Origin of the sequence: Rathayibacter rhapontici, from assembly GCF_001995175.1 — a bacterium.
Lineage (GTDB): Bacteria > Actinomycetota > Actinomycetes > Actinomycetales > Microbacteriaceae > Rathayibacter.
Window position 1 is genome coordinate 54751 of record NZ_MUKN01000002.1, and the last position, 25790, is coordinate 80540.

A 25790-nucleotide genomic window follows, 5' to 3' on the forward strand; every position below is an offset into this window, starting at 1 on the left:
GACGCGATCGCCGAGCGGCGGTCACGGGGAGGGCGACCGGCCGGCGCTCACGGGGATCGGAGGCGCCGGCCGGCGGGCATCAGCCGCGCGGGACGAGGCGGGTGATCTTCCGGCCCCCGAGCTCGGTGACGTAGATGCTCCCCGAGGCGGCGTGCTGCGCCACGTCGAGCGGCTGGTCGAAGCCCTTGAAGCCGACCACCCCGAGCGTCCGGCTCACGATGGTGCCGTCGGCCCCGCTCGGATCCAGCACCATCAGGTCCTGGCTCGCGCTGTAGCGGACGACGATGAGCTTGCCCTTCAGCGCGCCGCCGAAGCCGCCGCCGAGGTACTCGATCACCCCGTTCGCCGAGGCGTGGAGTCCGGCGTCGAAGACGTCGGCCTTGCGGTAGTTGCGGTCGGGGAGGACGCCCACGGGGTAGGCGGTCGCCTCGAACGCGTCCTGCGCCGAGGTGGGGTTCCCTCCGTTGAAGACCCACTCGCAGCGCGACGGGTTGGGGTGGCCGTAGTAGCCGCCCTGGGTCGCCTTGAACACCCAGTCCGTCTCGTCGACCGGGTTGGAGGCGACTCCCGGCGCCCTCGGTCCGGTCCAGGCGCCGTCGATCCGGGAGGCGCAGGACGAGGGGAGCGTCGCGGGCGTCGCCGGGAAGGCGCCGCCGCGGGCGGATCCGTTCGTCGGCACGTAGAGGCGCCCGTTGCTGTGCCAGATCAGGTCGTAGGCGTTCCGCACCCCGGTGGCGTAGAGCGTCAGGGCCGCGCCGGGCGCGGACGGGTTGTACGTGCCGCCCTCCGCGGTCTTGACGTTCAGCGGCAGAGTGGCGGGCAGCTTCGCCGGGTCCAGGCGCAGCACCGCGGCGCTGAGCTTGCTCTCGGGGCGGTACTCCCAGGCGGAGTCCGGGGCGCCCATCGCCGTGTTGCTGCCCTGGGTGAGGTAGAGCATCCCGTCCTTGAAGGCGAGCGAGTTGCTCTCGTGGTCGCGGGCCGACCGCGGCAGTCCGACCACGACGTCCTGGCCGTTCTGCAGTGAGGACCCCGACAGCCGGACGATCTTCCCGGTCCAGTCCGGCACGTCCGAGACGCCGACGTACTTGCGGTTCTCGGTGACCCAGAGGATCAGGTTCGACGCCGTCGAGGCCGGGTCGAACGCGAGGCCGATCACCGTCCGCGCACCGCCGGCGAGCGTCCGGATCGTGTCGATCCGCTGCCCGGTGCCCAGCGATCCGTCCGCCGCGACGGGGTAGCGGAACAGGTACCCGTCGAGCGTCGCCGCGTACAGCTTGCCGTCGGGGCCCATCGTCACGCTGGTGAAGCCCTGCCCGGTCGCGGGCGTCGCGACCTGGTCGAAGGCGACTCCGGCGATGCCCGTGCCGGCGCTGGCCGTGCCCACCGTGAAGACGCTCGACCAGGGGTGGAACGCGTTGCCGGACACGTCCTTCACCGCGCTCGTCACGTCGAAGCGGTAGGTGGTGCCCGCGACGAGCGGGGCGTCGGGAGTGAGGACGATCACGTCGCCGCCGCCGCTGGTGTTCACGTTGGCCGGAACGGACGAGCCGTCGGCGGCGACGGTCAGCCGCACCGTCTCACGGGTGAGCGTCGAGGTGGCGATCCCTCCCGCCGTCACCGCCAGACCGGCGGTGACGCTGATGTCGCGGGTCGCGCCCGTGGCGAGGTTGACCGGAGTGACGCTGGCCACCTGCGGTCGGGCCGGGCTCGCAGGCACCGACGCGACCTCGACGAAGTTGATCTTCGTGTTGGTCCCCCCGCGGGGGCTCAGCGTGAGCCGCCCGTCCGAGACCTGCACGGTCCGGGCGGCCGTCCGGAACCGGTCCTCGTCGCTGGGCACGATCCTCGCGACCGCGTTCTGGTTCTCGATGCTGACCTGGTTGACGCTGTCGAAGTAGTTCCCCGCGTCGCCGACCGAGATCGTCACCGAGTACAGGCCGTTCGGAACGGCCATCTCCCACGACCCCGCTCCGGTGGTCCCCGAGGTGCCTCCGCGCCAGTCCATGTGCATCAGACCGGTGAGCCGCGTGTCGGTGGTGGGCGTCCCGGTGCGCAGGCGGCCGTTCTTCGTGAGGTCGAACGCGGTGCTGGTGCCGTCCCGGACCCAGCCGTAGCTCCGGCCGCTGCCCTGGCCGGCGCTCGTGCGAGCGCCGTAGGGCTGGCCCCAGTCCGCGAGGTACCCGGTGGGAGGGGTCGACGTCGCGGTGGCGAAGCGCACCTTGACCGACGTCGCTCCGGTGGGGGGCGTGGTGGGGGCGGACGTCGGAGTCGCCGTCGACGGCGTCGAGGCGCTCGCCGGGGTGAGGATCTCGTGCACCCGGCTGTACGACGACCCGCCCGTGGGGCCGCCCGCGATGACGTGCAGTCGACCCGCGACGACGGCGCCGACCGCGCCGTGCCGGGGGGTGATCATGTTCGGCAGCGAGCGCCAGGTGTTCGACGCCGGGTCGTACTCCTGCGTCTGCGGCCAGGTCGCTCCGCTCGGCTGCTTCTCGCCGCCCGCCGCGATGATGCGGCCGTTGATCACGCCGACCGCCATGGTGCGGCGACCCGTCGGCATCGAGGCGCGCGTCTGCCAGCCCCCCGACAGCGGGTTCAGCATCTCGGCGCTCGCGAGATTCGCCGACACCTCGGTGCCGCTCGCGAGCCGGGTGCGCCCGCCGAAGACGTGGATCCGATCGTTGACGACTCCCGCACCCGGGTTGTCGCGGGCCGTCAGGAGGGACGGACCGGCCGACCAGGTGTTCGTCGCGATGTCGTACTTCTCGGTCGTCCTCAGCGAGGCGCCGGTCGAGTCCATCCCGCCGATCGCCCAGATCCGACCGCCGACGACGACGCCGGCGACCCCTCCGCGGCCGGTGGCCATGCTCGCGAGCGCCGTCCAGGCGTTCGTCGCAGGGTCGTAGCGGTACAGGCTCCTGGACGCTCCCGAGAACGGACCGGTCGATCCGCCGAAGGCGTAGAGCCTCCCGCTGTGGGCGACGACCGCGGGGTTCTCGACCGCGCTGCCCGGCAGCGCGGCCCCGGTGGTCCAGGCGGAGGTGGCGGTGTCGAAGATGCGCAGCGACGCCTTGGGGCCGGTGCTGGTCTTCCCGTCGACCACGTAGATCTTCGTGCCGATCGCGGCGCCGCCCGCATCGAGGAGGTCGATCGGCAGGGCCGGACCGGACCTCCAGGCGCCGGACGTGCCGGTGGAGGGCGAGGGGGACGGCGACGGCGACGTGGTCGTGGTCGTGGAGCCCGACCACGTCTTCGTGGTCGCACCCGACGCGGTGCGTCCGCCGCTGACGATGATCCTGCCGTCGATCAGGTCGGCGACCGGGCTCTTCAGCGCTTCGGGGAGGCTGGTGCGCGTGATCCAGGCGTTGGTCGCCGGGTCGTACTCGTACAGGGTCCGGGAGGAGACCGCGCCCGCCTCGGAGCCGCCGAGCACCAGGACCTTGCCGTTCCAGGCGAAGGTGGAGGCGCTGATGTGGCCGCGCGCGACCGGCAGGTCCGCGCGCCGGGTCCACGTCTTCGTCACCACGTCGAACGCGTCCACCTGCACCTGCGGGGTGCCCGACTCGTTCTCGCGGTGCTGCCCGCCGATCACGTAGATCTTCGAGCCCAGGACGACCGTGCCGACGTGGTTGCGGGGGTTGGGCACCGGCGTCGACGCCGTCCACGTGGTGCCGCCGTCGAGGTTCAGCACCCAGTGGTCGGGGTGGTCGACGGTCGAGGCGCCCGTCGAGTCCTGCCGGACGGCGCCCGTCAGGTAGTGCAGCTGACGGCCCACGATCGCCGCGCCGCCGCCGCCGCGGGCGGCCGGCAGTGCCGGACCCGCCGTGTACGTGTCGGTCGGGATGTCGTACTTCCACACCCGCCGCGACGAGTCCTTCTTGTCGAGCCCGACGTAGCCGCCGAGGATCCACAGGGTGGTGCCGTCGGCGACGACGGGCGCGTGCGTGATCAGCTCGGGGAGATCGCGCAGGCGCGTCCAGCTGTTCGTCGCCGGGTCGTAGCGGTCGGAGCGCAGCGTCTGCGTGACTCCCGAGAACTGCCCGCCGAAGACGTACAGCTTCCCGCCGACCGCGACTCCGCCCGCCTCGGCGCGTGCGATGGCCGCCGAGGCCCGCTGCAGCCAGGTGATGCTCGCCGGAGCGACCGCCGCGGCCGACACGACGGCCAGCGACTCGGTGGTCGAGTGGTCGTGCGGAGCCTCCTCGGTCGCGTGCGTGTGGGGGGCCTCCTCGGTCGCGTGCGTGTGAGGCGCCTCCTTCTCTGCGTGCGTGTGAGGCGCCTCCTCCTCTGCGTGCGTGTGTGGCGCCTCCTCCGCTGCGTGCGTGTGCGGCGCGGAGGGAGCGGCCTGGCTCGCCCCGTCGGTCGCGCCCACCATCCCCGCCGCCAAGGCGATCGTCAGGGCCACGGCGAGCCCCGGCCTGATCGTGGAGCGCGGGCTGCGCGCGGCGCGCAGAGTTCTTCCTGACATTCCGGTCCCTCTTCCTCGAGGATCCACAAAGCTCCGCGCAGTGGCTCCAGGGGTGCATCGGAGGACCGAACGGGAACGCCTTCGGGTGGCGTCGCTGGACGCCTTCGGGTGGCGTCGAGCGAGAGTCTCTGCGCCTCCTTGTCCCCTGTCAAGGGGCTTCTGCCCTCAGAACGGACCTCGTGTCCCAAGCGGTACCCCGGGGCTGGGAGAGCCGCCGATCGGCGTCACCGCGGCGATGACCGGGAGGCCCGTCAGGGGCGCTCAGGCGCACTTCCCTCCCGTCGAGCCGCCACCGCGGGCGGCGCCTGGAGACATGCCGTCTCTCCGGTCGGCGCGGATCTCGATGCGGCCGCACCGCGGGCTGCTCGATCAGTGCCCGGGCGCGGCCGTCCATCGTGAAGACGCACGGGGGCGTCGCGTCGTCCCTGCTGGTGGAGCAGCCGCCGGCGTTGTCTCGAGACCCGCCGTCGCCGGACGCCGCGGCCCGCCCGGGAGCGCGGTGAGGTCCCCGAACCCGCCCTCGGCGTCCGGCCAGCACGTGGTGATGAGGTGTCCTGTCTGCGCGGTCACCGGTGCCCGGTGCGGGGCTGAGAGGTGACGGCCGGAGCCGTGACGCTGCCCACCGCGTCGACAGAGGGCCGGATGAACCGCCGGCCCGACGGTGTGTGCTCGCTCCGGGTGCGCCTACCGACTCACCGCGCTCCGCGTCAGACCACCAGATCGGCCTCCCAGTTGGTGCGCTGGATCGCCGCGTCGAGATCGCGCAGCTCGCGGGCGATCTCGTCGGCGCGGGTCCGCAGCTCCTTCACGGGGAGCGCGGACAGCTGCCGCAGCTCGCTGCGCATCTGCCGCCGACCCCACGACCCGGCTGCCGCGTCGGCCGCGCGCACCAGCATCGAGTGCTGCGCGCGCAACGTCTCGCGCCGGGCGAGGGCGGCGGTGAGGGTGCGCCCGTCGGCAGTGAGGACGGCCGTGTTCGTCAGGTTCACCGCGGTGACGATCCGCTCGAGCGCGGTGAGCGCCCGCGTGCACTCGGCGAGCAGCTCGGCGGGGTCCTCGGCCGGGGCCTCGCCCTCCTGGTAGGAGGCGTTCGCGACGATCCGCGACTGGAGGGCCTCGATCCGCTTCTGCAGGTCCGCCCGTTCGAGGAGGGCTTCGGCGAGTTTCATGCCTCGAGGCTCGCACAGGTCGCCGGCATCCGTCTCGGCCCGGTGCTGCCCCGCCGTCTAGGCTGCGACCGTGCCGCTGCAGAATCACCCGGGTGATGTCGAGTTCCCCGTCCGCCCCCGCCTGCGCTTCACGCGGGCCGCGGATCAGCGTCGACGCGGCTCGGGTCGGGCCGGCGCTCGCCGTGCTCTGCTGCTCACGGCGCTCGCGGTCCCCTTCGGGGTCGTCGGGTTCGTGCTCGGTCTTCCGGGGAACGAGGGCGGCGAGCCCGCGTTCCCCTTCTTCGCCTTCGCGGTCGGCACGGCGATCGGCCTGGCCGTCGGCTCGCTGGTCTTCACCGTCCGCGACGCGGGTGCTCCGCGACGGGAGCAGCTCGCGTACCTCGCCGAGGCGCGCACCCCTGCTCCGACCCTCCGTCAGCAGCAGCTGCTGGCTCTGGACGCCGTGAGCGACTTCTCGTTCGGCGGGTGGAACTCGTCGCTCGCCTTCCAGCCGACCTGGGCCGAGCTGCCGCAGCCGCTCCGGGCCCGCTTCGCCGACGGCGCGAAGGGGGCGCCCTGGACGGAGCTGCCCCTGCCCGTGCTCAGCGAGCAGCGCGCGGCGCTCGATCGCGACTTCCGCATCGCCTCCGCCGAGGACCTCGAGCTCTTCGTCGCCGATGTGCTCGCCGTCGGGCCGCTGTCGGCCCGCTTCGCCGAGGTGTCGGCGTCCGACGAGGCCGAGCGGATGCGCTCCCGCGTCGCCGCGCTCACCGGCGAGAGCGAGTTCCACCTGCTCGAGCGCGCCCAGCCGCTCGGCGGCCGGCCTCCGGTGCTGCTGCTCGCGGGCGACGCCGAGCGCGCGATCGGAGCGATCCGCTACGCCTACGTGGCCGGCTACCTGCCCGCGGAGCGCGCGTGGCAGCTGCTCGAGGCGATCGGCGACCGGGTCTTCACCCGGTACGACGGCTGGGACGACTACTGGCGCGACGGGGCCGTCTCGATCGCGTTCCGCACCGACTCCCTCAGCGCCGTGCAGCAGTACCACCGCATCCGGACCGAGCTCCTCGCCTCGTCGTGGCCCGCGGCGTCGGTGCCCTACCCGCGCTGAGCGCTCCGGTGCGACCGGCCCGTCACCGCTCGGGGGCGGCGTCGCCCGGGCGCGTCCCCGTGGCGCCGTCGAGCGCCGCAGCGAGCTGGGCGCGCGACCGCACGCCCAGCTGGCGGTAGACCGCCCGCAACTGGGTCTTCACGGTGTTGACGCTGACCCCGTTCTCCTCGGCGATCTCGGGAGTGGAGGCGCCGCGGGCGGCCGCGTAGGCGATCCGGCGTCGCGCAGGGGTCAGCTCCGGAGCCGCCGGGCGGTCGCGGGCGCGCAGCCGGCGCGCCACGTCGTGGTCGCCGTGCACGGTGAGCTCGTCGGCGACCCGACGGCGCTGATCGGCCGGGAGCAGGCCGAGCACCCCGAAGCTGGCGTGCGCGTGGGCGAGCGCCGCGGCCTCCTCCAGGCCGCGGGTCGGAGGGGAGGAGACGGCGAGCAGCGCCGAGATCAGGACGCGGGGGGACTCGGCGGAGTCGAGGAGGGGCCCGGCGAGTCGGCGCGCGGTGGCCTCGTCACCCTGCAGATGCGCGGCGAGCGCCCGGGTCGCCGTGGCGATCCTCGCCATCAGCGAGATCGGCCGGTCGTGCGGGACCTGCTGTCCCGGTGCGTCGGCGAAGGCCTCGACGGCGTCGAGGATCTCGGGATGCCCCCGCCCGGGCCGGGGACCGGTGACCGCCAGGGACGCGCGGACGCCGCGCACGATCGAGTCGGACAGCAGCGGCCGCCCGCGGGCGACGAGGGCGCGGACGAAGTCGACCGCCGGACCGCGCTCCCCGAGGGACGTGCCGTCGAGGCCGTCGAGGAGCAGCACGGCGCCGTCCGTGTCGAGACGATCGGCTCGGAGGACCGCCTCGGCCAGGACGGCGGCGACGGTGGATCCCGCCTGCTGCGCGGTCCCGTCCAGGTCGGGCACCCGCAGGAGCCAATCGCCCGCGGCGGTGTTGCGGCCGGCGACGGCCTGCAGGAGCGCCGCCGACCCCGCGCTCGAGGCGGCCATGGTGCGATGGCCGATCACGGTCGCCCACTCGTGCGCGGAGGAGTGGAGCGCGAGGGCCTCAGCGAGGCGCGAGTCCTGCTCGCAGGTGAGCGCCCACTCCTGGAGGATCTCGGGCAGCGCGGCCGAGAGGGACGCCTCCTCCAGCGGGGAGAGCCGCCCGAGCAGCGCCCGAGCGTCCTCCATCAGCCGGAAGGCGTCCTCCATCCGCCCCTGGCCCCGCGCCACCGAGCCGCGTGCGGCCCAGATGCTCAGCTGATCGGCCGGGGCCAGGGGCACCGGGAGCGACCGTCGACCCGGTGCCGGGTCGACCCAGCCGTCGCCGTGGAGGGTGCGGCCCAGATGGGCCATCGCGATCCGCAGGCGCGGCGCCCGGTCCATCACCTCCGGCGGCATGCGCTCGAGGGCCCGGAGGAGGATCGCGGGCTCGGTCTGCACGAGGTGCGTGTAGGAGGAGCGGAGCGCGTCGAGGACCGCCGTCCAGTCGCCCTCGTCGACCGCGGACATCAGCCGGCGGGCGACGGGATCCGGCGTCACGAGGGTCTCTCCGACGCGGCGTCGTCGGGTCGGTGCCCGCCGAGGAGGTCGATCGCGTCGGGCCGACGGCGCTCCTCTGCGAGGGCGTGGAGAGCGGTGACGCTGGCGGTGTCGATCATGAGTGGGAGCTCCCTCGAGGACGGCGGTGCTTCCTCGGGGACCGGGAGGGTGCGCGACCGGCTCCTCCGCCACGCCGGGGAGGGGACGGGGGAACCGGTGCGGCCAGAGTAGGCCCGCTGAGCGCGATCCGGGAAGGCATGGGGGCTGCCGCTCGGGTTCCGGTCCGAACGGCGGCCGCCGCCCCTCCCGGACGACGGACGGGTCGCTCGGCGCGACCCCTCGGTGCGACCCTTCAGTGCAGCCCCTCGGACGCCTCCGGCTCGAGGTGCCGGAGATCCCGCTGCAGCCGCTGCGAGCGGAGGTAGCCGCTCAGGGCGTGGCCGGGGACGGGAGGGGCCGAGAGGTCGCCGAGGACGGCGCGCGCGGTCGCCAGCCGCGCGCGCCGGATCTCGTTGAAGACGGTCGTGCCGTTCGCGGCGAACACCCGCTGGAGCGTCCGCTTGGGCACCCCGAGGCGCTCCGAGACCTCCTGCACCGAGAGGTTCGCATCCGCCGACATGGCCGCGATGAGCGCGAGGGCGCGGGTGTGCACGGTCTCGGTCCGCTCGCGGGGCAGCGAGGTGGCCAGCACGGCGCCGGTGAGCTGCTCGACCGCCGCGCGCACGAGCGGGAACGCGGGCGAGTCGGCGTCGAGCGACGAGCCGAACGTGGCGTTGACGGTCGACAGCAGGATGCCGCGGCCCGCGGGGTCGGCCTCGGTCACCAGAGCGCCGCTGTCCTCCCAGTCGAGGAGCCCGAGGAGCGGGCTCTCGAGGGCGATCTCGATCCGCGCGCCGGGTGCGTCGGTGACGAGGGTGTAGGAGTGGCTGCGCCGCAGGTACGCGATGCAGCCGACGCTCACGCGCACCTCCAGTGCCGAGGGGTCGTCCGGCTGCACGACGATCTCGCCCTCGAGCGGGATGAGGAGCCGGATGCCGGAGCCCACGGGCGCGCTGCGGTGCAGCCGGGCCGCGGTGTGCCAGAGCCGGACGACGTCGAACGAGCCGCTCCGGAGCACGTCGGCGACGACGCGCAGCGGTCCGGAGGGCTTCGCCTCGAGGCCGATGCGGCGGAACCAGGACCTCGCCTCGTCGTCGCGGCGGGTGACGCCCCGCTCGATGGAGGTCCGGTCGAACGCGCTGATGGTCATGGCTGTGCACCTTTCTGCCGAGCCGTCGGGGCGGTCGGACAGGGAGAAGACTGCCCGCGGGACCGCACTCCTGAGAGAGTTTCACCCGTCCGGGGCGCGGAGATCACCCTCGTCGCCGCGCACTACCTCCTTACGGGTCACAGCACGGACGCGGTCGGATCGGGATCGATCACCACCAGCACGCGAGCGTGCCCGCTGATCGGAGCGCCGTCGGCGCCCGTGCCCCGGACGTCGAGCGAGTTGACGATCGTCCGCCGCACCGCGGGCGGCCGGACCGTGTAGCGGGCCGCCGTGACGAAGCCCGCGCCGGGAGCGATCCGCTCGACGCAGCCGACCAGCGTCGACGGGGCGTCGTCGTACTCGAGGTCGTCGGCCGACCCGTCCGAGAATCGGCGCTGCAGCAGGTGGAGGTCGTGGAGGCTCGCCCCCGTGCCGTTGCGGACGTGGATCCAGAACACGAGCACGAGAGCGCCGCGCCGGACCCCCTCTTCCGCGGAGGAGGGGACGTGCGACACGGTGACCTCGAGCTCCAGGCGCGGAACCGGTCCGGCGGGCGGAGCGAGCGGACTCCTCGAGGACGCCGCGGGCGGGCACAGGGGCATCGGGTCTCCTTCGGGACGGGGACGGTGCGGCGGCACGACGATGATCGCCGGTGCGCTCCTCCTCCGTCCCGGCCCGTCGTGAAGACGGGGATCCCGGGCGCGACCGGCGGGATCCGCCCCGGCTCGCGCCATTGGGCCGGGAGCCCGTGCCAGGCCGGTCGCGCCCGGCGAGCCGCGCCCATAATCGGGTGATCCCGCTCGCTCCGACGCCCTGCGCTCGGACCCGTCGAGCTGTCCGGGCCGTCCGCCGCGGCCCCCTCGGCGCCGTCGCTGCGACGGGACCGCACCGCCGATCCGTCGGCGTCCACTCCGACCCGAACCAGAGGTGACCGACGATGATGACGGACGTTCTGCGCGCCGCGAGCCCGCGACCGGGGCGACTCCGAGCGGAGGGACCCGGGCGCCCCACGGGGCTCGGCGACCGCGTCGACCGGGTCCTGCGGCAGTTCCACGCGGTGCCGGGGCTCGACGCCGGCTCCGTCGCGCGGGTCCTCGGCGTCTCCGAGATCCGCGTGCGGGTCGTCCACCGGCTCCGCCACGGAGTCTCGATCCGTCACCGCGTCGACCGCATCCGACTGGCCGTCGCCGAGGACGTGCTGCTCGCCCACCCCGGCGCGGGGGAGCCCGCCCGGGTGCGCGCCGCCGAGGCCGCCGGCTTCCGCTCGACGGCCGAGCTCGACCGCGTCTCGTCGCGGATCCGCGCCGGCCGTCGGTGGTGAGACGGGTCGACACCGCTGTGCACGCCAGGGTCAGACCATCACGCGCCACCGCGTCATCGGACGGCGGCCGGGGAGTCTCCTCCCCATGGCCCTCCCCAGAATCCTGACTGCCGGATCCCGTCCCTCCCGATCGCGGGCGCCCCGCCGGCTCGACGTGCTCGCCGTCGCGACCGCAGCGCTCGTCACCGAGCGCTTCCTCGATCCGCGCTTCACCCCGGCCCGCCTGGCCGAGGAGCTCCACGTGCCGGTGCTCGCGCTGCGCGTGCGGTTCCGCCGCCTCTACGGGTTCTCGATCGACGAGCACCTCGCCCGGTGCCGGACGGAGCTCGCCGCCGTCCTCATGGCGAGCACCCCGCACCGCCTCGGTGCCCTGGAGGAGATCGCGCGCGCCTCCGGCTACCGCGGAGTCCCGTCGCGCGACCGCGACTTCCGCCGGTGGCGCGGCACTCCCGCTCTGGCCGCCTGGTTCAGGACGGGGGCGAGCCGCGGCTCCGCCCCCGCGCCGTCCACCCCTGCGCCGTCCACCCCTGCGCCGTCCACCGATGCGCTGTCCACCGGTGCGCGGTCCGGCGTCGAGCGCCCTGCGGCGGGCCGGGTCTCCGAGCGGTCGAGCGGCCGCCGTGCCCCTGTCCCGATCGCCTCGACGGTCGACGCCTGATCCGCCCCCGCCCTGTGCTCAGCGGGGCGGTGCCGCTCCGGCCGCGTCGCGCAGTGACGGGCCTCGACGGCCGCCGTCGCTCCGGCCGACGGTGGCGGTTACTCGGGTCGGACGCGGTCGCTCCGCCACTCCGTCGTGATCTCCTCGCCCCGGTCGAAGGCCGCCTGCTCGCGCTGGCGCAGCTCGACCCGGCGGATCTTGCCCGAGATCGTCTTGGGGAGCTCGGTGAACTCGAGGCGGCGCACGCGCTCGAACGACGAGAGCACCTCCCGGGTGTGCGCGAAGATCGCCGACGCGGTCTCGGCCGTCGGCTCCCAGCCCTCCGCCAGCGCGACGTACGCCTTCACGATGCTCTGCCGCACCGCGTCCGGAGCGGGCACCACCGCCGACTCGGCGACCGCCGGGTGCTGCAGCAGCACGCTCTCCACCTCGAAGGGCGAGATCTTGAAGTCGGAGGACTTGAAGATGTCGTCGGTGCGGCCGACGAAGGTGATGGTGCCGTCGACCGCGCGCACCGCGACGTCGCCGGTGTGGAACAGTCCGTCGGCGCGGGCGCGCGCGGTGCGCTCGTCGTCGCCGTGGTAGCCCGACATGAGGTTGACCGGCTCGGTGGAGAGGTCGAGGCAGATCTCACCCGTGGAGGAGCTCTCGCCCGTGAGCGGATCGATCAGCGCGATCGCCACTCCGGGCAGGGGGCGGCCCATCGCCCCGGGCACGATCTCGGAACCGGGAGCGTTGGCGATGACGGCCGTGGTCTCGGTCTGGCCGTAGCCGTCGCGGATCCCCAGACCCCACTCGCGTTCGACGGTGCCGATGACCTCGGGGTTCAGCGGCTCGCCCGCCGACAGGATCTGCGCCAGTGCACGGGGCTTCGCGCCGAGCTCGGACTGGATCAGCATCCGCCACACCGTCGGCGGTGCGCAGAAGGTGGTGACCTCCGCGCGGTCGAGCTGCTCGCGCAGCGCCCTGGGCGAGAAGCGGCTGTAGTTGTAGACGAAGACGGTGGCCTCGGCGTTCCACGGGGCGAAGAAGCAGCTCCAGGCGTGCTTGCCCCAGCCGGGCGAGCTGATCGCCGAGTGCACGTCGCCGGGCTGGACGCCCAGCCAGTACATGGTGCTGAGGTGGCCCACCGGGTACGACTCGTGCGTGTGGACGACCATCTTGGGCTTCGAGGTCGTGCCCGACGTGAAGTAGATCAGGCACGGATCGGTGCTCCGGACGCTCACCGTCGGGCTGATCCCGAACGGCTCGAGCGACTCGGAGTAGTCGAGCCAGCCGTCCACGGCGCCACCGACGGCGATGCGGCCGAAGTCGCCCTCGACGTCGTCGAACTTGGCGGTCTCGGAGGCGTCGGCGATGACGTGCGCGACCTCGCCGCGCTCGAGCCGGTCGGCCAGATCGGCGGGGGAGAGGAGCGTCGTGGTCGGCAGGATGACCGCGCCGAGCTTCATGATCGCGAGCATCGACTCCCACAGCTCGACCCGGTTGCCCAGCATGAGCATCACGTGGTCGCCCTGCTCCACTCCGACCGAGTGCAGCCAGGTGGCGACCTCGTCGGATCGCCAGCGCATCTCGTCGAACGAGACCTTCTGCTCCGAGCCGTCCTCCTCGACGATCCACAGCGCGGGGCGCTCGTTGCCGATCGCGATCGCGTCGAACCAGTCGACCGCCCAGTTGAAGCGGGGGCCGACATCCGGCCAGTGGAAGGCCTCGGTGGCGGCCGCCACGTCGGTGCGGTGCTCGAGCAGGACGTCGCGCGCGGCGCGGAAGCTCCCGGTGGGATTCATGCGCTCATTCTCCTCCCGTCGCGCCGACGGCTCCGTTCCCCCGCGGGAGGCCGAGGAGCGGACGGGACCGGCCGCCGCGGCAGCGGGTCCCGTCCGTCGTCGGGCGCCGGGGGTCAGTACTGGATGGACTGGCCGCCGTCGATGGGGAGGACGACCGCGTTGACGTACGCGGCGTCGTCCGAGAGGAGGAACGCGACGACGGAGGCGATCTCGGCGGCCTCGCCGTAGCGCTTGGTCGGGTTGACCTGGATGAACTCCTCCGCGGCCTTCCGAGGGTTCTCGGGGTCGAGCTGCTTCATCGAGTTCTCGACCATGGGCGTCCAGATGGCGCCGGGAGCGATGGCGTTGATCCGGATGCCGTAGCGGCCGTACTCGACGCCGGAGTTGCGCGTGAGGCCGACGACGCCGTGCTTGGCGGCCGCGTAGCCGGACTGGTTGCCGATGCCGGTGATGCCGCCGACGGACGCGGTGTTCACGACCATGCCCGAGCCCTGCTCGCGCATCACCTTGAGGACCTTCTCGAGCCCGAGGAACACGCCGCGCAGGTTGATCGCGACGACCTTGTCGAACTCGGCCGCGGTGAAGTCCTCGGTGAGGTTCTGCCGCCCCTCGATGCCCGCGTTGTTGAAGAAGCCGTCGATCCGGCCGAAGCGCTCGAGGGTCGCGGCGACGTAGGCGTCGACGTCCTCCTCCTTCGACACGTCGGCGGTCACGGTGAGCGTCTCGCCGCCGGGGACGGCGGCGGTCACCGCCTCGACGGTCGCGGCGAGCCCCTGCTCGGAGATGTCGACGAGGGCGAGCTTCGCGCCCTCCTCGGCGAGGCGGACGGCGCTGGCGCGGCCGAGTCCGGACCCTCCTCCGGTGATGAGGACGACGCGGTCGGTGAAGCGCTGGGTGGTGGACATGGTGACCTCCTGCTCGGGGAGCGAAGGGGTCGGCGGGCCGGCGAGTCCGGCTCCGTGCTCGTTCACGGACGCCCTTCGACTCGCTCCCAAGTGTTGCTCGGTTTTCTGGATGCCTCCTCCGAGCGGACTCCCGGAGGCGTCCGAGCGGACCCTGGCAAGGGCCGCAGAGAGCGCGCCGCTCGGCGCCGACCTCGGGTACACCGGAGGGACCGAGACGGACAGGGGGAGCCGCGATGGTGAGCAGAAGGATGGCGACGACAGGGGCGGCGACCGTGCTCGCGGCGCTCGTGCTGGCGGGCTGCACGGCACCCGCCGAGGAGGACGCGGCGACGCCCGCGGCGACTCCGACGGCGACGAGCACCGCGGTGCCGACGTCGACTCCGGGGCCGATCGGACCGCTGGACCTGCCGGAGGGCCAGACCGCGGCGGTCACGTGGACCGATCAGATCGGGGCGCCCGAGCCGCAGACCGTCCGCCTCGTGGGCGAGCCGCTCTCGATCCGGCTCGCGGTCGCCTGCGACACCGCGGACGCCGAGGTGACGGTCGAGATCGAGGGCCTGATGACCAGTGCCTCGACGTGCCTCTACGACGAGGGCATCACGCGCGGCGACCCGAACGAGGGCAACGGCGCCAGCATGCAGATCGCCGTCGACCAGGACGCCCGCATCGTGGTCACGACCGACCCTGCGGACGCCCGCTGGTCGGGGACAGTCTCGACCGGACCGCGGACGGTGCCGGCTCCGGGGTGAGCCCCGTCGGCCCAGCGGCGTGAGCCCGGTCAGCCCAGCGGCACGCCCAGTGCGCTCATGAACGGCACGGCGTCGACCGCCTCGCCGTCGACGCGGGTCTCGAAGTGCAGGTGGCAGCCGGAGGAGGCGCCCGTGGATCCGAGCAGCGCGACCACGTCGCCCGCCTCGACCACGTCGCCGACGCCGACGAGCAGCTCGCTGTTGTGGGCGTAGCCGGTCTCGATGCCGCCGCCGTTGTCGATCAGGACCCAGTTGCCGTAGGTGCCGAAGTAGCGGGACTCCTCGACGACGCCGCCGGAGGCCGCGACGACCGGCGTGCCGCAGGCCGCGGCGAGGTCGGTGCCCTTGTGGAACAGGTTGACGCCCGACACGGGCGCGTCCGGGCGGGGGCCGTAGCTGCTGCTGATGCGGCCCGAGACCGGGACGACCCAGATGCCGGAGCGTCGTCGGCCGCTGCGGTCGACTCGCCGGCCCCGGCCGTGATGGCGTCGAGGGAGGCGACCGGCACGAGGACCTCGGGCTTCGCCTCCGCGGCGAACGCGTCGCGGGTCACGGTGTGCTGCACGGCACCGGCGGCGACGAAGCTCTGCGGGCGGGCGGCCGCGACGGCGCTCGCCGTGTCGCGGGCGAGCTCGGAGTCGGGGGCGCCCGGCGTGGCGAACGCGGGCATCGTCGTGGTGACCGCGATGCCGACGACGAACGACATCGCCGCCATCGCCGAGGCGCGGGGCCTGGTCGGACGGCGCGGGGCGCGACGCGACGCGGTGCGCTGCGCCTCCTGCTGGGCGCGCAGCTGCCTCCGGGTCGGGAGGGCGGCGGAGCTGTCGGTCTGCTCGACTCCCCGGGGGGAGGGGGTCGGGGCGAGATCGGAGTGGTGCATGCAGTCAGAGTTTCCGGGTCGTGCGCCGCGCGGGGATGCGCGCAGCTGGGGCGGGGAACCGTCGGGCGCGGGGGTGACCCGGGCCGTACGACCCTCCAGAGTACCCGGGATGCTCCGGAACGCACCTGGGAGACTGCTCACCGATCGGGGCGAGCAGTCAAGCCCCCTCGCGCGGGCTCGCACTTCCGGCCGTCGTGTGCGGTGTCAGTCGTCGGCGCCCGCCGGCTCCCAGAGCTGGATCCGATTGCCCTCGGGGTCGTGCAGATCGGCGAACCGGCCGTTCGGGTAGTGCTCCGGATCGACCACGACCGCCGTCCCCGAGGCGCGGAGCTGCTCGACCATCGCGTCGAGACTCCGCACGCGGAAGTTCACAGCCCATCCGGTCGGCCCGAGGTGCTCCGAGCCGATCGGCATCGGCGCGAGCACGGTCGCCCCGGACTCCTGGCGCCAGGACGAGACTCCGTAGGAGGTCGGCGGCTCGTCGACGCCGAGGTTCTCGGCGTACCAGCGCCCGAGTGCCGCGGGATCGCGTGCGGCGAAGAAGAGGCCGCCGATCCCCGTGACCCTCTCCACGGTCGCGCCTAGCCCGCCGTGAAGGCCAGGAGGGCGACGACTCCGCCGACGACGACGGCGACCCCGGTGCCCAGGCGCCACCACATCCAGCGGTCGCGCCTCGGGCCGCGCATCGGCCGCCGCTGCGCGGCCTTGCCGAAGAAGCCCGTGGGATCCGGTTGAAAAGCCATGCCTCCAGACTGCCCGGCGCTGCCGCGGGGCGGACGGCATTCGAACGGGACTCCCAGACGGCGGCGGGGCTATCGCGGTGCCGCTGAGGAGTCGTTCTGCGCCCAGAGGGCGCGGAGGACGGCGATGACGTCGTCGAGGGGGACGCCGGCCTGCTCGCTCGCCTCGGCCAGAGCGCGGATCCGCTCGATGACGGCCTGCGGGGCACGGGAGGCGCCGGGGGCGACCCGGGTGCCGGCGGCGGTGCGGGTGACGACGAGGCCGTCCTGTTCGAGAGCCCGGTACGCCTTGGCCGCGGTGGCCTGAGCCACTGCGTAGTCGCGCGCGGTCTGCCGGACCGTGGGGAGGCGCTCTCCGTCTCCGAGGAGCCCGGATCGGATCGCTCCGCGGTACAGCTCGGCGATCTCCTCCGCCGAATTCGGGCCCGACGCGGTCGGCGGAGTCACCGCACGGCTCCGGTGATCTCCGGTGCGGTGGCGGCTGCGGTGCGACGCCCCGCCCGCAGCGTGTCCACCGCGATCCGGAGCGTCAGGGCGACCCCGGCGCCCTGCAGCACGTACCCCGTGAGGTTCAGCGGTTGGGCGATCGCCCGGTATCCGCCGGTGACGAAGAGGGTCGTGGTGGAGGCGTCGTCGGAGACCGGCTGCTCCTGCACTCCGACCGTCGACAGACCGGACGTGCCCACGTGCATGAGCACGGCGCCGAGCGTGGCGACGAGCCCGGCGAGCAGGACGAGGACGAGCAGTCGCGCGGCCGCCTCCCGATCCGCCGTCACGCTCGGCGCGGTCGAGCGCGAGGCGAGGGCGCGATTGGCGTCGGCGCGGAGGGCGAGGACGAGCACCGCGCAGGCGAGGCCGAGGACGACGACGGTGGCGGCGTGGTTCGGCCAGCCCGCGCCGGGCACGTAGCCGAATCCGTTGAAGCTCATGTAGATCGGGAGGGTCGTGTAGGCGGGCACCTGGCCGAAGAACGGGCCCGCGGCCGGTGCGGAGACGGCGATCGCGATCTGCCATCCGATGACGATCAGGGTCGCGGCCGCGCAGACGGCGGCCCCGAGGAGGAGGCGCGACGGTGCGAAGGCGAGCCACGAGCGCATCGGGGCGATGGCGCGTCCGCCGGGGGCGGGCAGCGGAGATCGGCTCAGGGCGGCGCCGGCGATCGCCACGACGACGGCCGCGGTGAGCAGTGGCAGAGGGCGCCGCCACCAGCCGTCGTAGCCGGACGCGTCCCAGGTCGCCGCCGCCAGGGAGCTGGCGACCGTCGCTGCGACGACGACCAGGAGCGGCCCGACCGCGCCCGTCCACACGAGAGCGGACCGGCGGTACCCGACCTGGGGGAGCGAGACGATTCGGCGCGGGAGGAGCCAGGAGAGGGCGAACAGGGCGAGTCCGAACGTCAGCGCCACCTCCAGCGGCAGAGCGTTCTTGATCGTCAACAGGGTCGTCAGCAGCACGGCGGCCTCCACCGGTCGGGACGGGCTCGGGGGGAGCGCCGCTTGTGCTGCGAAAGTAGCACAGACTTGTGCTGCGGTGGCAGATCAAAAGGGATGGACGCGACAGTGCGGCCCCTGCCGTTCCGCCGAGGGTCCGGCAGTCGCGAGCTCAGTCGCCCCAGGGGCTGTCGTCGCGCCAGGGGGCGAGGTCCACCTCGTTGCCCTCGGGATCGGCGAGCGTCCACCAGTCCGGGGCGTGGTCGTCGTCGGTCACCCTGCCGCCCGCGGCGAGGGCGGCGGCGATCCTCGACTCGACGACGTCGCGCGGGACGTAGAGGTCGAGATGGACGGTGTTGCGCTCGGCGCGCGGGGCATCGATCCGCTGGATCCAGACGTTCGGCCCGAGGCCGCGCAGGTCGGCCGCGTCCGCGTCCTCGCGGGTCGAGTAGCCCAGCACGGCGGCCCAAAAGGCCCGCACGGCGTCGACGTCGACCGCGTCGATCGCGATCTGCAGGCTCTGCACTGCCGACGGGTCGGCGACCAGCCCGAGCTCCTGCGCCGCGGAGGAGATCCGGCCGGCCAGCTCGGCGTCGCGGCGGCTGAGGTCGCCCACGTCGTGGCTGATCAGGCGCACGCCGACACCGCCGAAGCGCAGATCGACGTCCGGATGGTGGTCGGCCTCGTCGGCGAGGGCGGCGACCGCGGCGACGAGAGCGGCTCCGCGGGCGAAGGAGCCGGTGGGGAACCAGGCGCGGGCGCGTCCCCGACGACGCGCCAGCCCTCGGTGCCGGGCGTCGCGCGGAAGGTGCGGGGGGAGATCCGATCGCTCATGCGGCAGTTCTACGCCGACCCGCGCCCGGCCGCCAGCGCCGGATCGCCCAGGCGCCGCACGGGCCCGGCTCGGTACTTTAGGAGGACCACGGCCGATCGGGGCCGACGAGCGGAGGGCGACACCATGGCGCAGACCAACGGGAACGACAAGGCGGCTCAGAAGCGGGCCAAGAAGGCCCTGAAGAAGGCCGAGAAGTCGGTCCGCGCAGCCCACGAGGCCGTCCGCGACTCGAGCAAGAAGCTGCGCAAGAAGGCCCGCAAGCTCGCGGAGCAGACCGAGAAGCTGCGCCGCCGGCAGGAGAAGGACGCCAAGAAGGCGGCCGCCGCCGAGCGGGGGGCGCAGCCGAGCGAGCCGAAGCACGCGGCGCCGGTCGCCGACCCGAGCACGACCCCCGACCTCACTCCGCCGCTGCCGAGCGTGCCCCACCAGGACGAGCCCGTCGTCGACTCCGACCCGGAGCACACGCCGGACCTCACTCCGCCGCTGCCCTCCGGTCACTGACGGCGCGACCTCGGTCGAGCGCTCCTCCGCCGCGATCGTGCGCGAGGAGCGCTCCCGACCGGTGTCCGGCAGCCCGCTCGCCCGGTGAAAGTGAATAGCCGGTAAATACATTCGGGGACCCTGCCACGGGGGCTTCGGATCGGCGCATCATTCCTGCGTGGATCCCCTCGTTCTGCTCGTCCTGGTCGTCGTCACCGCACTCGCCTTCGATTTCACCAACGGCTTCCACGACACCGCGAACGCGATGGCCACGTCCATCGCGACGGGTGCGCTGAAGCCGAAGGTCGCCGTCGCGCTCTCCGCGTCCCTCAACCTGGTGGGCGCGTTCCTCAGCATCGAGGTGGCGCTGACCGTCACCAACGCCGTGGTCAAGATCCAGGACTCGTCCGGCGCGCCGGACCCGGCGCTGCTCGAGGGCGGCGGATCCGCTCTGCTGCTGATCGTGCTCGCGGGCCTCATCGGCGGCATCGTCTGGAACCTGCTGACCTGGCTGCTGGGGCTCCCGTCGAGCTCGTCGCACGCCCTCTTCGGCGGGCTGATCGGCTCGACGCTCGCCGGCCTCGGCATGGACGGCGTGAACTGGGCGGGCGACGGCTCGAAGCTCGACGGCGTCGTCGGCAAGGTGATCCTGCCGGCGCTGATGTCGCCCGTGCTCGCGGGAGCGGTCGCGGCGATCGGCACCTGGCTGGTCTTCACGGTGATCGGGAACCTGGCCTCGACGAGCCTCGACCGCGGCTTCCGGATCGGCCAGATCGGCAGCGCCTCCCTGGTCTCGCTCGCGCACGGCACCAACGACGCGCAGAAGACGATGGGAGTGATCACGCTGGCGCTGATCGCGGCCGGCGGATGGAGCGACACGGCGTCGGTGCCGTTCTGGGTCAAGCTCAGCTGCGCCCTCGCCATCTCGCTCGGCACGTACCTCGGCGGCTGGCGCATCATCCGCACGGTCGGCAAGGGCCTCGTCGAGATCGACACCCCGCAGGGCATGGCGGCCGAGAGCTCGTCGGCCGCGGTGATCCTCGCCTCCAGCCACCTCGGCTTCGCCCTCTCGACCACCCACGTCGCGACCGGCTCGATCCTCGGCTCGGGCGTCGGCCGCCCCGGCGCCCAGGTGCGCTGGCGCGTGGCGCTGCGGATGGTGATCGCGTGGGTGATCACGCTGCCCGCCGCCGGTCTCGTCGGCGCGGTCATGTGGTGGATCGGCCACCTCGCTGGAGGGGCGCTCGGCGGACTGCTGATGACGGCGGTCCTCGTCGCGGTCGCGCTCCTCATCTACCTCCGCTCGCGCCGCGACGCGATCGGCTCGCACAACGTCAACGACGAGTGGCAGGACGCCCGCCGCTCGCCCCAGCCCACCGACGCCTGAGGAGTCGCACCGTGCTCGCACTGTTCTTCGAGGCCGCCGGTCAGGTGGCCGTGGTCGCCGTCCTGCTCGGGGCCGGCCTGCCCGTCCTCTTCGCCCTCGGCGTGCGCTCCTTCGCGGTCGCCGGCGGCGTCTCGGGGGAGAGGCCGCGCCTCCCCGTGCCGCTGCTGCGCGCGATCGGAGTCGCCTGCTTCGCGATCGTGGTGCTCGCGGTGGTCGTGGGGCTGAGCGTGATCCTCGCGACCGGCTTCGGCCAGGAGGTCGACTTCTCGCACGGAGTCCCCGTCTTCGTCCCGAAGGACTGAGCATGAGCGAGCAGACGGCATCGGGACCCGTCGCCCGCGTCGTGGGCTGGCTGCGGGCCGGCTATCCGACGGGGGTGCCCGAGCAGGACTACGTGCCGCTGCTGGGGATCCTCCGCCGCAGCCTCACCGCGGACGAGGTCGAGCAGGTGGTCGAGCGCCTGGCGCTCGACGCGGCGCGGGCCGATGCGGACGGCGTGCCCCTCGACCGCGCGCAGCTGCGGCACCGCATCGAGGAGCTCCTCATGGGGCCCGCCCTGCCGGAGGACCTGGTGCGGGTCTCGGTCCGCCTCGCGAGCGCGGGCTGGCCGCTGGGGATCCCGGAGGAGGACGCGCCGCAGGCGGGCCTCGTCGCGCGGATCGTCCGCTGGCTGCGCGCGGGCTACCCGGCCGGTCTGCCCGACCAGGACTTCATCCCGCTCGTCGCGCTGCTGCGCCGCCGGCTCACCGACGACGAGGTGGCGGAGGTCGGCGCCCGCCTGGCCGCCGAGGGCGCCCTGCCCGCGAGCCGGATCGACGTCGCCGCGGAGATCGCCCGCGTCACCTCGGAGCTGCCCTCGGACGAGGACGTCGAGCGGGTGCGCCGCTCGCTCGCGGAGCGCGGCTGGCCGGAGGACTTCCCGGGTTGAGGGTCAGCACGGCGATCCCTCCTCGAGAAGGAGTGCCGTCGCTCGACTCCTCGACCGCGACGGAGCGCCGCTCACGGCGTTCGCAACCGAGGAGGAGACGGCGGTTCCGACTCCCCGGGGCGCTCGAAGCGCTCCCACCCTCGGTTGCGAGCGGATCTACCCGCAGAAGTAAGGCCGGCAGCCTCGATTCCGGCGGATTCCCCCGGCTCCGCGCGCTCAGCCTTCTTCTGCGGCTCCTGTCCGCCCGAGCCGACCAAGCGAGCGGCGCTCAGTCGAGCAGCACCCGCGACGGGTACGCGTCGTGGCTGAAGCAGAGGGTGATGCCGGAGGCCTCGAGGCGCAGCAGCTGCTCGGAGGTGCGGTGGTGCGCTGCGGGGTCGTCGCTGATGAGGCGGGGGAGCGGTCGCAGGCGGTCGGACCACTCCAGGAACTCGCGGCCCCAGGCGGCGTCGCCGGCGATCAGGAACCGGCCCTCCACGAGCACGCCCAGATGGCCGAGGGCGTGCCCGGGCAGCGGGGTGACGACGCAGCGGCCGTCGCCGAAGAGGTCGAATCCGCTCACCCCGGCGACCTGCACCACCGGCTGGTCGTCGACGACGAGGCGCTCGGAGTCGGCGAACCATGGCGGGATCAGGCCGGCGAAGACGCCGTCGGTGACGCGGCTCCGCTCGATCCTCTGCAGCTGACCGCGCGAGAGGACGAGCGTCGCGTCGGGGAAGTACCGCAGGCCGCCCACGTGATCGGGGTGGAGGTGCGTGAGGACGGCGAACTCGATGTCGCCGGGCTCGAGGCCCTCGGAGCGCAGCCGGGCGTCGACCGTCTCGGCCGGAGTGACGCGCGCCGGCAGGATCCGACGGTAGAGGGCGCCGACGGGGCCGGTGCCGGCGAAGGACGGCGGGTAGCCGGTGTCGACGAGCACGCGGCGGCCGCTGGGGTGCGTGTAGAGGAAGACCGCCGAGGGGAAGGTGCGGCGGGGCAGGCCCTCGCCGCGGAACACGCGGGACAGCGGGAAGGTCGTGTCTCCGCACGCGAAGACGCGCAGGGCGGGTTCGCGCTCAGGCACGGGACGCGGCCCGGTAGTGCTCGCCGACGCGGCGGATGCCCTCGGCGAGCGGCACGACGGGCTCGTAGCCCAGCTCGGCGCGGGCGCGCGAGATGTCGAGGGTCTGCGCGTAGGCGAGGGTCGCGACGGTGTAGCGGGTGAAGGGCGGTTCGGCGCGGCCGGGCAGCCGGGCGTGGATGCGCTCGAGGACCTCGGCGAGTGCGGTCAGGAGGCGCAGGTCGACGGTGAGGAAGCGCGGCTCCTCGCCCATCGCGGCGAAGAACGCACGGAGCAGTCGCCGAACGGGGTCGGCTCGCCGTTGGTGATGTTGTAGACGCTGCCGTCCGCGTGCTCGGTACCGGCGGCGAGGACCAGTGCGCGGGCGGCGTTCTCGACGCAGGTCACGTCGACCATGTTGCGCCCGCCGTCGAAGAGCGGGATGCCGCGGCGCCGGTTCGCGGCCACGAAGCGGGGGATCAGGCTCGGATCGCCGACCCCGATGAGGCCGCGGGGGCGCAGGATCACGAGCTCGCGGATCCGGCCCTCGGCGAGCGCCCGCTGCAGCAGGCGCTCGGCCTCGATCTTGCTGCGGATGTAGAGGCTCATCCGGCTGGCGGGGTCGAACTCGTCCTCGCGCACCAGGTGCTGGTGGCGGCGGGCGGAGTAGATGCTGGGCGAGGAGACGAAGACGAGGCGCGGGATGCCGACGCGCTCGGCGAGGCCGATCATCGCCTCCGTGCCGTCGATGTTCGCCTCGCGGAAGTCGCGCCACCGCCCCCACGGGCTCGACAGTGCGGCGGAGTGGACGAGCACGTCGGCGCGCACGGGCAGAGTGGCGAGGTCGGCCAGGTCGGCGGCGATCGTCTCGGCGCCGTCGGCGGCGAGGCGCTCGAGGGCCGGGAGGCTGCGGCCGGCGGCGATCACCTCGTCGCCCTCGGCGAGGAACGCGCGCACGGCGTGGCCGCCGAGGAAGCCCGTGGCGCCGGTGACGAGGACGCGGCGGGGCGTCCGCGGCTCGGCGGGCGTCGAGGGCTCGGCGGGCTTCCGCGGCTCAGCGGACATCGACGACCTCCAGGCCCTTCTTGCGGCCCCAGTACCAGAGCAGGATCCCCAGGTAGCCCAGCGCCTTGCCCTTGCGGATGGAGCAGCGCACGATCGCGCGGCGGTTCAGCCTCGCCTGCGTGCCCGGGATCACCCGGCAGACCTTCAGGTGCAGCTCCAGATCCTCGTCGGTGTCGTCGATGCTGGAGCGCGGGAAGCCGCCGACCTCGAGGTACAGCGCGGCGTCGATGGCGAGGTTCAGCCCCGCGATCATGAACATCCGGTAGCGCTGGCCCGGTCGGCGGTAGACGATTCCCGGCGCCCGCTCGAGGATCCGGATGAGGCCGGTGCCGATCACTCCGTCGTACCAGCGGTACTCGGGCTCGTCGGTGCGCGGAGTGACGCGGCCGCCGACGAAGCGGAAGCCGGCGCGGAAGTCGGCCTTCAGGAGCTCCACCCAGCGCGGGTCCGCCAGCGAGTCGGCGTCGGTGCGCGCGACGACGGAAGCCCCGTGCGCGATCGCGTAGCGGAACCCGGTGTCGGAGGCGGCTCCCGTGCCCTTCTGCGCCTCGCCGATCGTGAGGAGCGGGCGGTCGGGACGGTCGGCGGCGAACGCGTCGATCACCGCGCGCGAGCCGTCGGTGCTGCCGTTGTCGACGAGCAGGAGGGTGAAGTCCTGATCGGACTGCGCCGCCAGGGCGTCGAGGGTGCCGCGGAGCAGCTTCTCCTCGTTGAAGAGCGGCACGACGACCCAGAAGCTCACCCGGACCCCCTCGCGCTCCGCCGGGACCACCCTAGCGAGGGGAGGGGGCGGCCTCGGGGTCGGAGCGGGACGGGGAGGACTTCTGGTGGACGGGGGTCTCGGTACGCGCCTGCGGCGCCACTCGACCAGCAGGGGGGGGCTTGCTGATCGAGTAGCCCGCGCAGCGGGCGTATCGAGATCCCCGTGTCCGGGGGTGGTGGGTCTCGATACGCGCCTGCGGCGCTGCTCGACCAGCAGAGGCCGAGCGCGCCGAGTGCATATCCCCGCTATACAGGGGGAGCGGTGGCTCTCCGGCGGGTCGGCGCAGGAGGGACGCCACCGTGTCCGATGTGCTCCCCGTCCGCATCCTCGGCACGGGCGAGGCGCTGCCGCAGCGCCTCGTGCCGACGGCCGAGGTGGCCGCCCTCTGCGGCATCGACGCGGGCGAGGCGATCAGCCGCACGGGTGTCGTGACCCGTCACTGGCTGGCGGACGACGAGGACCCGTTGGAGCTCGGCCTGCTCGCCGCGCGGAGGGCGCTCGCCGCCGCCGAGCTCGAGCCCGGCGACATCGACGTCGTGCTCAACGCCTCGGGCACGCACCTGCAGGCGATCCCCGACGGCGGGGCGCTGCTCGCCGCCGGACTGGGCCTCGCCGACGTCTCGGCGTACAGCCTCCACGCCACCTGCCTCTCGTTCCTCTTCGCGCTGCAGGAGGCGGGGTTCCTGCTCGCGACGCACCGCGCCGAGCGCGTGCTGATCGTGTCGACGGAGGGCGGCAGCCGCGGCATCGACGTCGGCCAGCCCGAGAGCGCCCTGCTGATCGGCGACGCGGCCGCGGCGGTCGTGGTGGGTCGGGCGACGACTCCGGGGCAGGGCATCACGACGTCGAGGTTCACGACGCGCACGAGCGGAGTGGCGCACGCCGAGATCCGCGGGTTCGGAACCCGCATCCGCATCGAGGAGGCGTCCGAGCGCCTGGCCGACTTCCGCTTCGACATGGACGGCACCCGCCTGCTGATCGAGGCGCTGCGGCACTTCCCCGCGTTCCTCGAGACGGTGCGGCCGGGGCTGAGCTCCGGGCTGCCGGGCATCGACCGCGTGGTGCCGCACCAGACCAGCAGGGCGGGCCTCGAGGGCATGGCGCGGCTGTGGGGGCGCGAGCGGATGGTCGTCACGCTGGCCGAGGTCGGCAACACCATCGGGTCGGCGATCCCGCTGGCGCTGCATCGCGCGCGGGTGCAGGAGGGAGAGTCGGTGCTGCTCGTCGGGACCGGCGCGGGCACCCACTACGGGGCCGTGGTGCTGCAGTGCTGAGAGCCGACGCGGGGGAAGAATCGGCGCGAGGTTTGACGGGAGCGTAAAAAGGAC

The 25790-nt window shown here is 73.7% G+C and carries 26 protein-coding genes; 8 read left to right on the forward strand and 18 right to left on the reverse strand.

Annotation, left to right across the window (positions count from 1 at the left end):
• Window positions 1–79: 79 nt before the first annotated feature.
• Entirely contained in the window at window positions 80–4468 is a 4389-nt protein-coding gene (locus tag B0T42_RS01130; protein ID WP_077221600.1) for a Kelch repeat-containing protein, read from the reverse strand.
• Between the two features lie 707 nt (window positions 4469–5175).
• Window positions 5176–5637 carry a DIP1984 family protein gene (locus B0T42_RS01135; protein WP_077221601.1) on the reverse strand — a complete coding sequence of 154 codons (462 nt, stop codon included), beginning with the start codon at window positions 5635–5637 and terminating at the stop codon, window positions 5176–5178.
• A gap of 70 nt (window positions 5638–5707) precedes the next feature.
• Between B0T42_RS01135 and B0T42_RS01140 the strand changes: the two genes are divergently transcribed.
• Entirely contained in the window at window positions 5708–6724 is a 1017-nt protein-coding gene (locus tag B0T42_RS01140) for a DUF1266 domain-containing protein (protein ID WP_077221602.1), read from the forward strand.
• A 22-nt stretch (window positions 6725–6746) separates the two neighbouring features.
• Here B0T42_RS01140 and B0T42_RS01145 read toward each other — a convergent pair whose 3' ends face one another.
• From B0T42_RS01145 to B0T42_RS01155, 4 genes are all read right to left on the reverse strand, one after another.
• Window positions 6747–8246, reverse strand: a complete 1500-nt coding sequence (locus tag B0T42_RS01145) for a helix-turn-helix transcriptional regulator (RefSeq protein WP_077221603.1) — start codon at window positions 8244–8246, stop codon at window positions 6747–6749.
• A complete protein-coding gene (locus B0T42_RS21810; RefSeq protein ID WP_269087479.1) occupies window positions 8243–8365 on the reverse strand; it encodes a hypothetical protein in 123 nt (40 codons plus the stop codon). The genes B0T42_RS01145 and B0T42_RS21810 overlap by 4 nt, the downstream gene beginning before the upstream one ends.
• Before the next feature lie 233 nt (window positions 8366–8598).
• Entirely contained in the window at window positions 8599–9495 is an 897-nt protein-coding gene (locus B0T42_RS01150; RefSeq protein ID WP_077221604.1) for a hypothetical protein, read from the reverse strand.
• Between the two features lie 137 nt (window positions 9496–9632).
• Entirely contained in the window at window positions 9633–10097 is a 465-nt protein-coding gene (locus B0T42_RS01155) for a hypothetical protein (protein WP_077221605.1), read from the reverse strand.
• 335 nt (window positions 10098–10432) lie between these two features.
• On the opposite strand from B0T42_RS01155, the gene B0T42_RS01160 reads away from it, so the two are divergent.
• Together B0T42_RS01160 and B0T42_RS01165 are read left to right on the forward strand one after the other, a co-directional pair.
• A complete protein-coding gene (locus tag B0T42_RS01160; RefSeq protein WP_139344372.1) occupies window positions 10433–10816 on the forward strand; it encodes a hypothetical protein in 384 nt (127 codons plus the stop codon).
• Window positions 10817–10901: 85 nt separating this feature from the next.
• Window positions 10902–11474 (forward strand): helix-turn-helix transcriptional regulator, encoded by a 573-nt coding sequence (locus B0T42_RS01165; protein ID WP_139344373.1) that lies wholly within the window; start codon window positions 10902–10904, stop codon window positions 11472–11474.
• A 98-nt stretch (window positions 11475–11572) separates the two neighbouring features.
• Here the strand turns inward: B0T42_RS01165 and B0T42_RS01170 are convergent, their stop codons facing one another.
• Together B0T42_RS01170 and B0T42_RS01175 are read right to left on the reverse strand one after the other, a co-directional pair.
• Entirely contained in the window at window positions 11573–13261 is a 1689-nt protein-coding gene (locus B0T42_RS01170; protein WP_077221608.1) for an AMP-binding protein, read from the reverse strand.
• A 113-nt stretch (window positions 13262–13374) separates the two neighbouring features.
• Window positions 13375–14166 carry a glucose 1-dehydrogenase gene (locus tag B0T42_RS01175; RefSeq protein ID WP_077221656.1) on the reverse strand — a complete coding sequence of 264 codons (792 nt, stop codon included), beginning with the start codon at window positions 14164–14166 and terminating at the stop codon, window positions 13375–13377.
• 248 nt (window positions 14167–14414) lie between these two features.
• Here B0T42_RS01175 and B0T42_RS01180 point away from each other — a divergent pair, with 248 nt between their 5' ends.
• Complete coding sequence (locus tag B0T42_RS01180; protein WP_139344374.1) at window positions 14415–14915, forward strand: hypothetical protein; 501 nt, start codon at window positions 14415–14417, stop codon at window positions 14913–14915.
• Between the two features lie 29 nt (window positions 14916–14944).
• Here B0T42_RS01180 and B0T42_RS19310 read toward each other — a convergent pair whose 3' ends face one another.
• The 6 genes from B0T42_RS19310 to B0T42_RS20865 all read right to left on the reverse strand — a co-directional run bounded on the left by B0T42_RS19310 (window position 14945) and on the right by B0T42_RS20865 (window position 19412).
• Window positions 14945–15286, reverse strand: coding sequence for a M23 family metallopeptidase (locus B0T42_RS19310; RefSeq protein ID WP_158078002.1), 342 nt, complete (start codon window positions 15284–15286; stop codon window positions 14945–14947).
• Window positions 15287–15999: 713 nt separating this feature from the next.
• Window positions 16000–16368 carry a VOC family protein gene (locus B0T42_RS01190; RefSeq protein ID WP_077221611.1) on the reverse strand — a complete coding sequence of 123 codons (369 nt, stop codon included), beginning with the start codon at window positions 16366–16368 and terminating at the stop codon, window positions 16000–16002.
• A gap of 8 nt (window positions 16369–16376) precedes the next feature.
• Complete coding sequence (locus B0T42_RS19815) at window positions 16377–16538, reverse strand: hypothetical protein (protein ID WP_158078003.1); 162 nt, start codon at window positions 16536–16538, stop codon at window positions 16377–16379.
• 69 nt (window positions 16539–16607) lie between these two features.
• On the reverse strand, window positions 16608–16982 hold the full coding sequence (locus tag B0T42_RS20855; RefSeq protein ID WP_139344376.1) for a GntR family transcriptional regulator: 375 nt from the start codon (window positions 16980–16982) through the stop codon (window positions 16608–16610).
• On the reverse strand, window positions 16979–17989 hold the full coding sequence (locus B0T42_RS20860) for a hypothetical protein (protein ID WP_139344377.1): 1011 nt from the start codon (window positions 17987–17989) through the stop codon (window positions 16979–16981). The genes B0T42_RS20855 and B0T42_RS20860 overlap by 4 nt, the downstream gene beginning before the upstream one ends.
• 148 nt (window positions 17990–18137) lie before the next feature.
• Window positions 18138–19412, reverse strand: coding sequence for a VOC family protein (locus tag B0T42_RS20865; RefSeq protein ID WP_236720040.1), 1275 nt, complete (start codon window positions 19410–19412; stop codon window positions 18138–18140).
• A gap of 46 nt (window positions 19413–19458) precedes the next feature.
• On the opposite strand from B0T42_RS20865, the gene B0T42_RS01210 reads away from it, so the two are divergent.
• From B0T42_RS01210 to B0T42_RS01220, 3 genes are read left to right on the forward strand one after another with little or no spacing between them, the layout of a single operon-like run.
• Window positions 19459–20667, forward strand: coding sequence for an inorganic phosphate transporter (locus B0T42_RS01210; protein ID WP_077221613.1), 1209 nt, complete (start codon window positions 19459–19461; stop codon window positions 20665–20667).
• 11 nt (window positions 20668–20678) lie between these two features.
• Window positions 20679–20969: a hypothetical protein gene (locus B0T42_RS01215; RefSeq protein WP_077221614.1), complete on the forward strand. Its 291-nt coding sequence runs from the start codon at window positions 20679–20681 to the stop codon at window positions 20967–20969.
• A 2-nt stretch (window positions 20970–20971) separates the two neighbouring features.
• Window positions 20972–21595, forward strand: a complete 624-nt coding sequence (locus B0T42_RS01220; RefSeq protein WP_077221615.1) for a DUF3349 domain-containing protein — start codon at window positions 20972–20974, stop codon at window positions 21593–21595.
• Window positions 21596–21863: 268 nt separating this feature from the next.
• Here B0T42_RS01220 and B0T42_RS01225 read toward each other — a convergent pair whose 3' ends face one another.
• From B0T42_RS01225 to B0T42_RS01235, 4 genes are read right to left on the reverse strand one after another with little or no spacing between them, the layout of a single operon-like run.
• On the reverse strand, window positions 21864–22658 hold the full coding sequence (locus B0T42_RS01225) for an MBL fold metallo-hydrolase (RefSeq protein WP_077221616.1): 795 nt from the start codon (window positions 22656–22658) through the stop codon (window positions 21864–21866).
• Window positions 22651–22908 carry a hypothetical protein gene (locus B0T42_RS20570; protein WP_201788461.1) on the reverse strand — a complete coding sequence of 86 codons (258 nt, stop codon included), beginning with the start codon at window positions 22906–22908 and terminating at the stop codon, window positions 22651–22653. The genes B0T42_RS01225 and B0T42_RS20570 overlap by 8 nt, the downstream gene beginning before the upstream one ends.
• Entirely contained in the window at window positions 22863–23699 is an 837-nt protein-coding gene (locus tag B0T42_RS01230; RefSeq protein WP_201788462.1) for an NAD-dependent epimerase/dehydratase family protein, read from the reverse strand. Before B0T42_RS01230 ends, B0T42_RS20570 begins: the two co-directional genes overlap by 46 nt.
• Window positions 23689–24441 carry a glycosyltransferase family A protein gene (locus B0T42_RS01235; protein ID WP_158078004.1) on the reverse strand — a complete coding sequence of 251 codons (753 nt, stop codon included), beginning with the start codon at window positions 24439–24441 and terminating at the stop codon, window positions 23689–23691. Before B0T42_RS01235 ends, B0T42_RS01230 begins: the two co-directional genes overlap by 11 nt.
• Before the next feature lie 320 nt (window positions 24442–24761).
• Here B0T42_RS01235 and B0T42_RS01240 point away from each other — a divergent pair, with 320 nt between their 5' ends.
• The gene (locus tag B0T42_RS01240; RefSeq protein WP_077221618.1) at window positions 24762–25736 is read left to right on the forward strand and encodes a 3-oxoacyl-[acyl-carrier-protein] synthase III C-terminal domain-containing protein; all 975 of its coding nucleotides are present in this window, start codon (window positions 24762–24764) and stop codon (window positions 25734–25736) included.
• The last annotated feature ends 54 nt before the right edge of the window (window positions 25737–25790 follow it).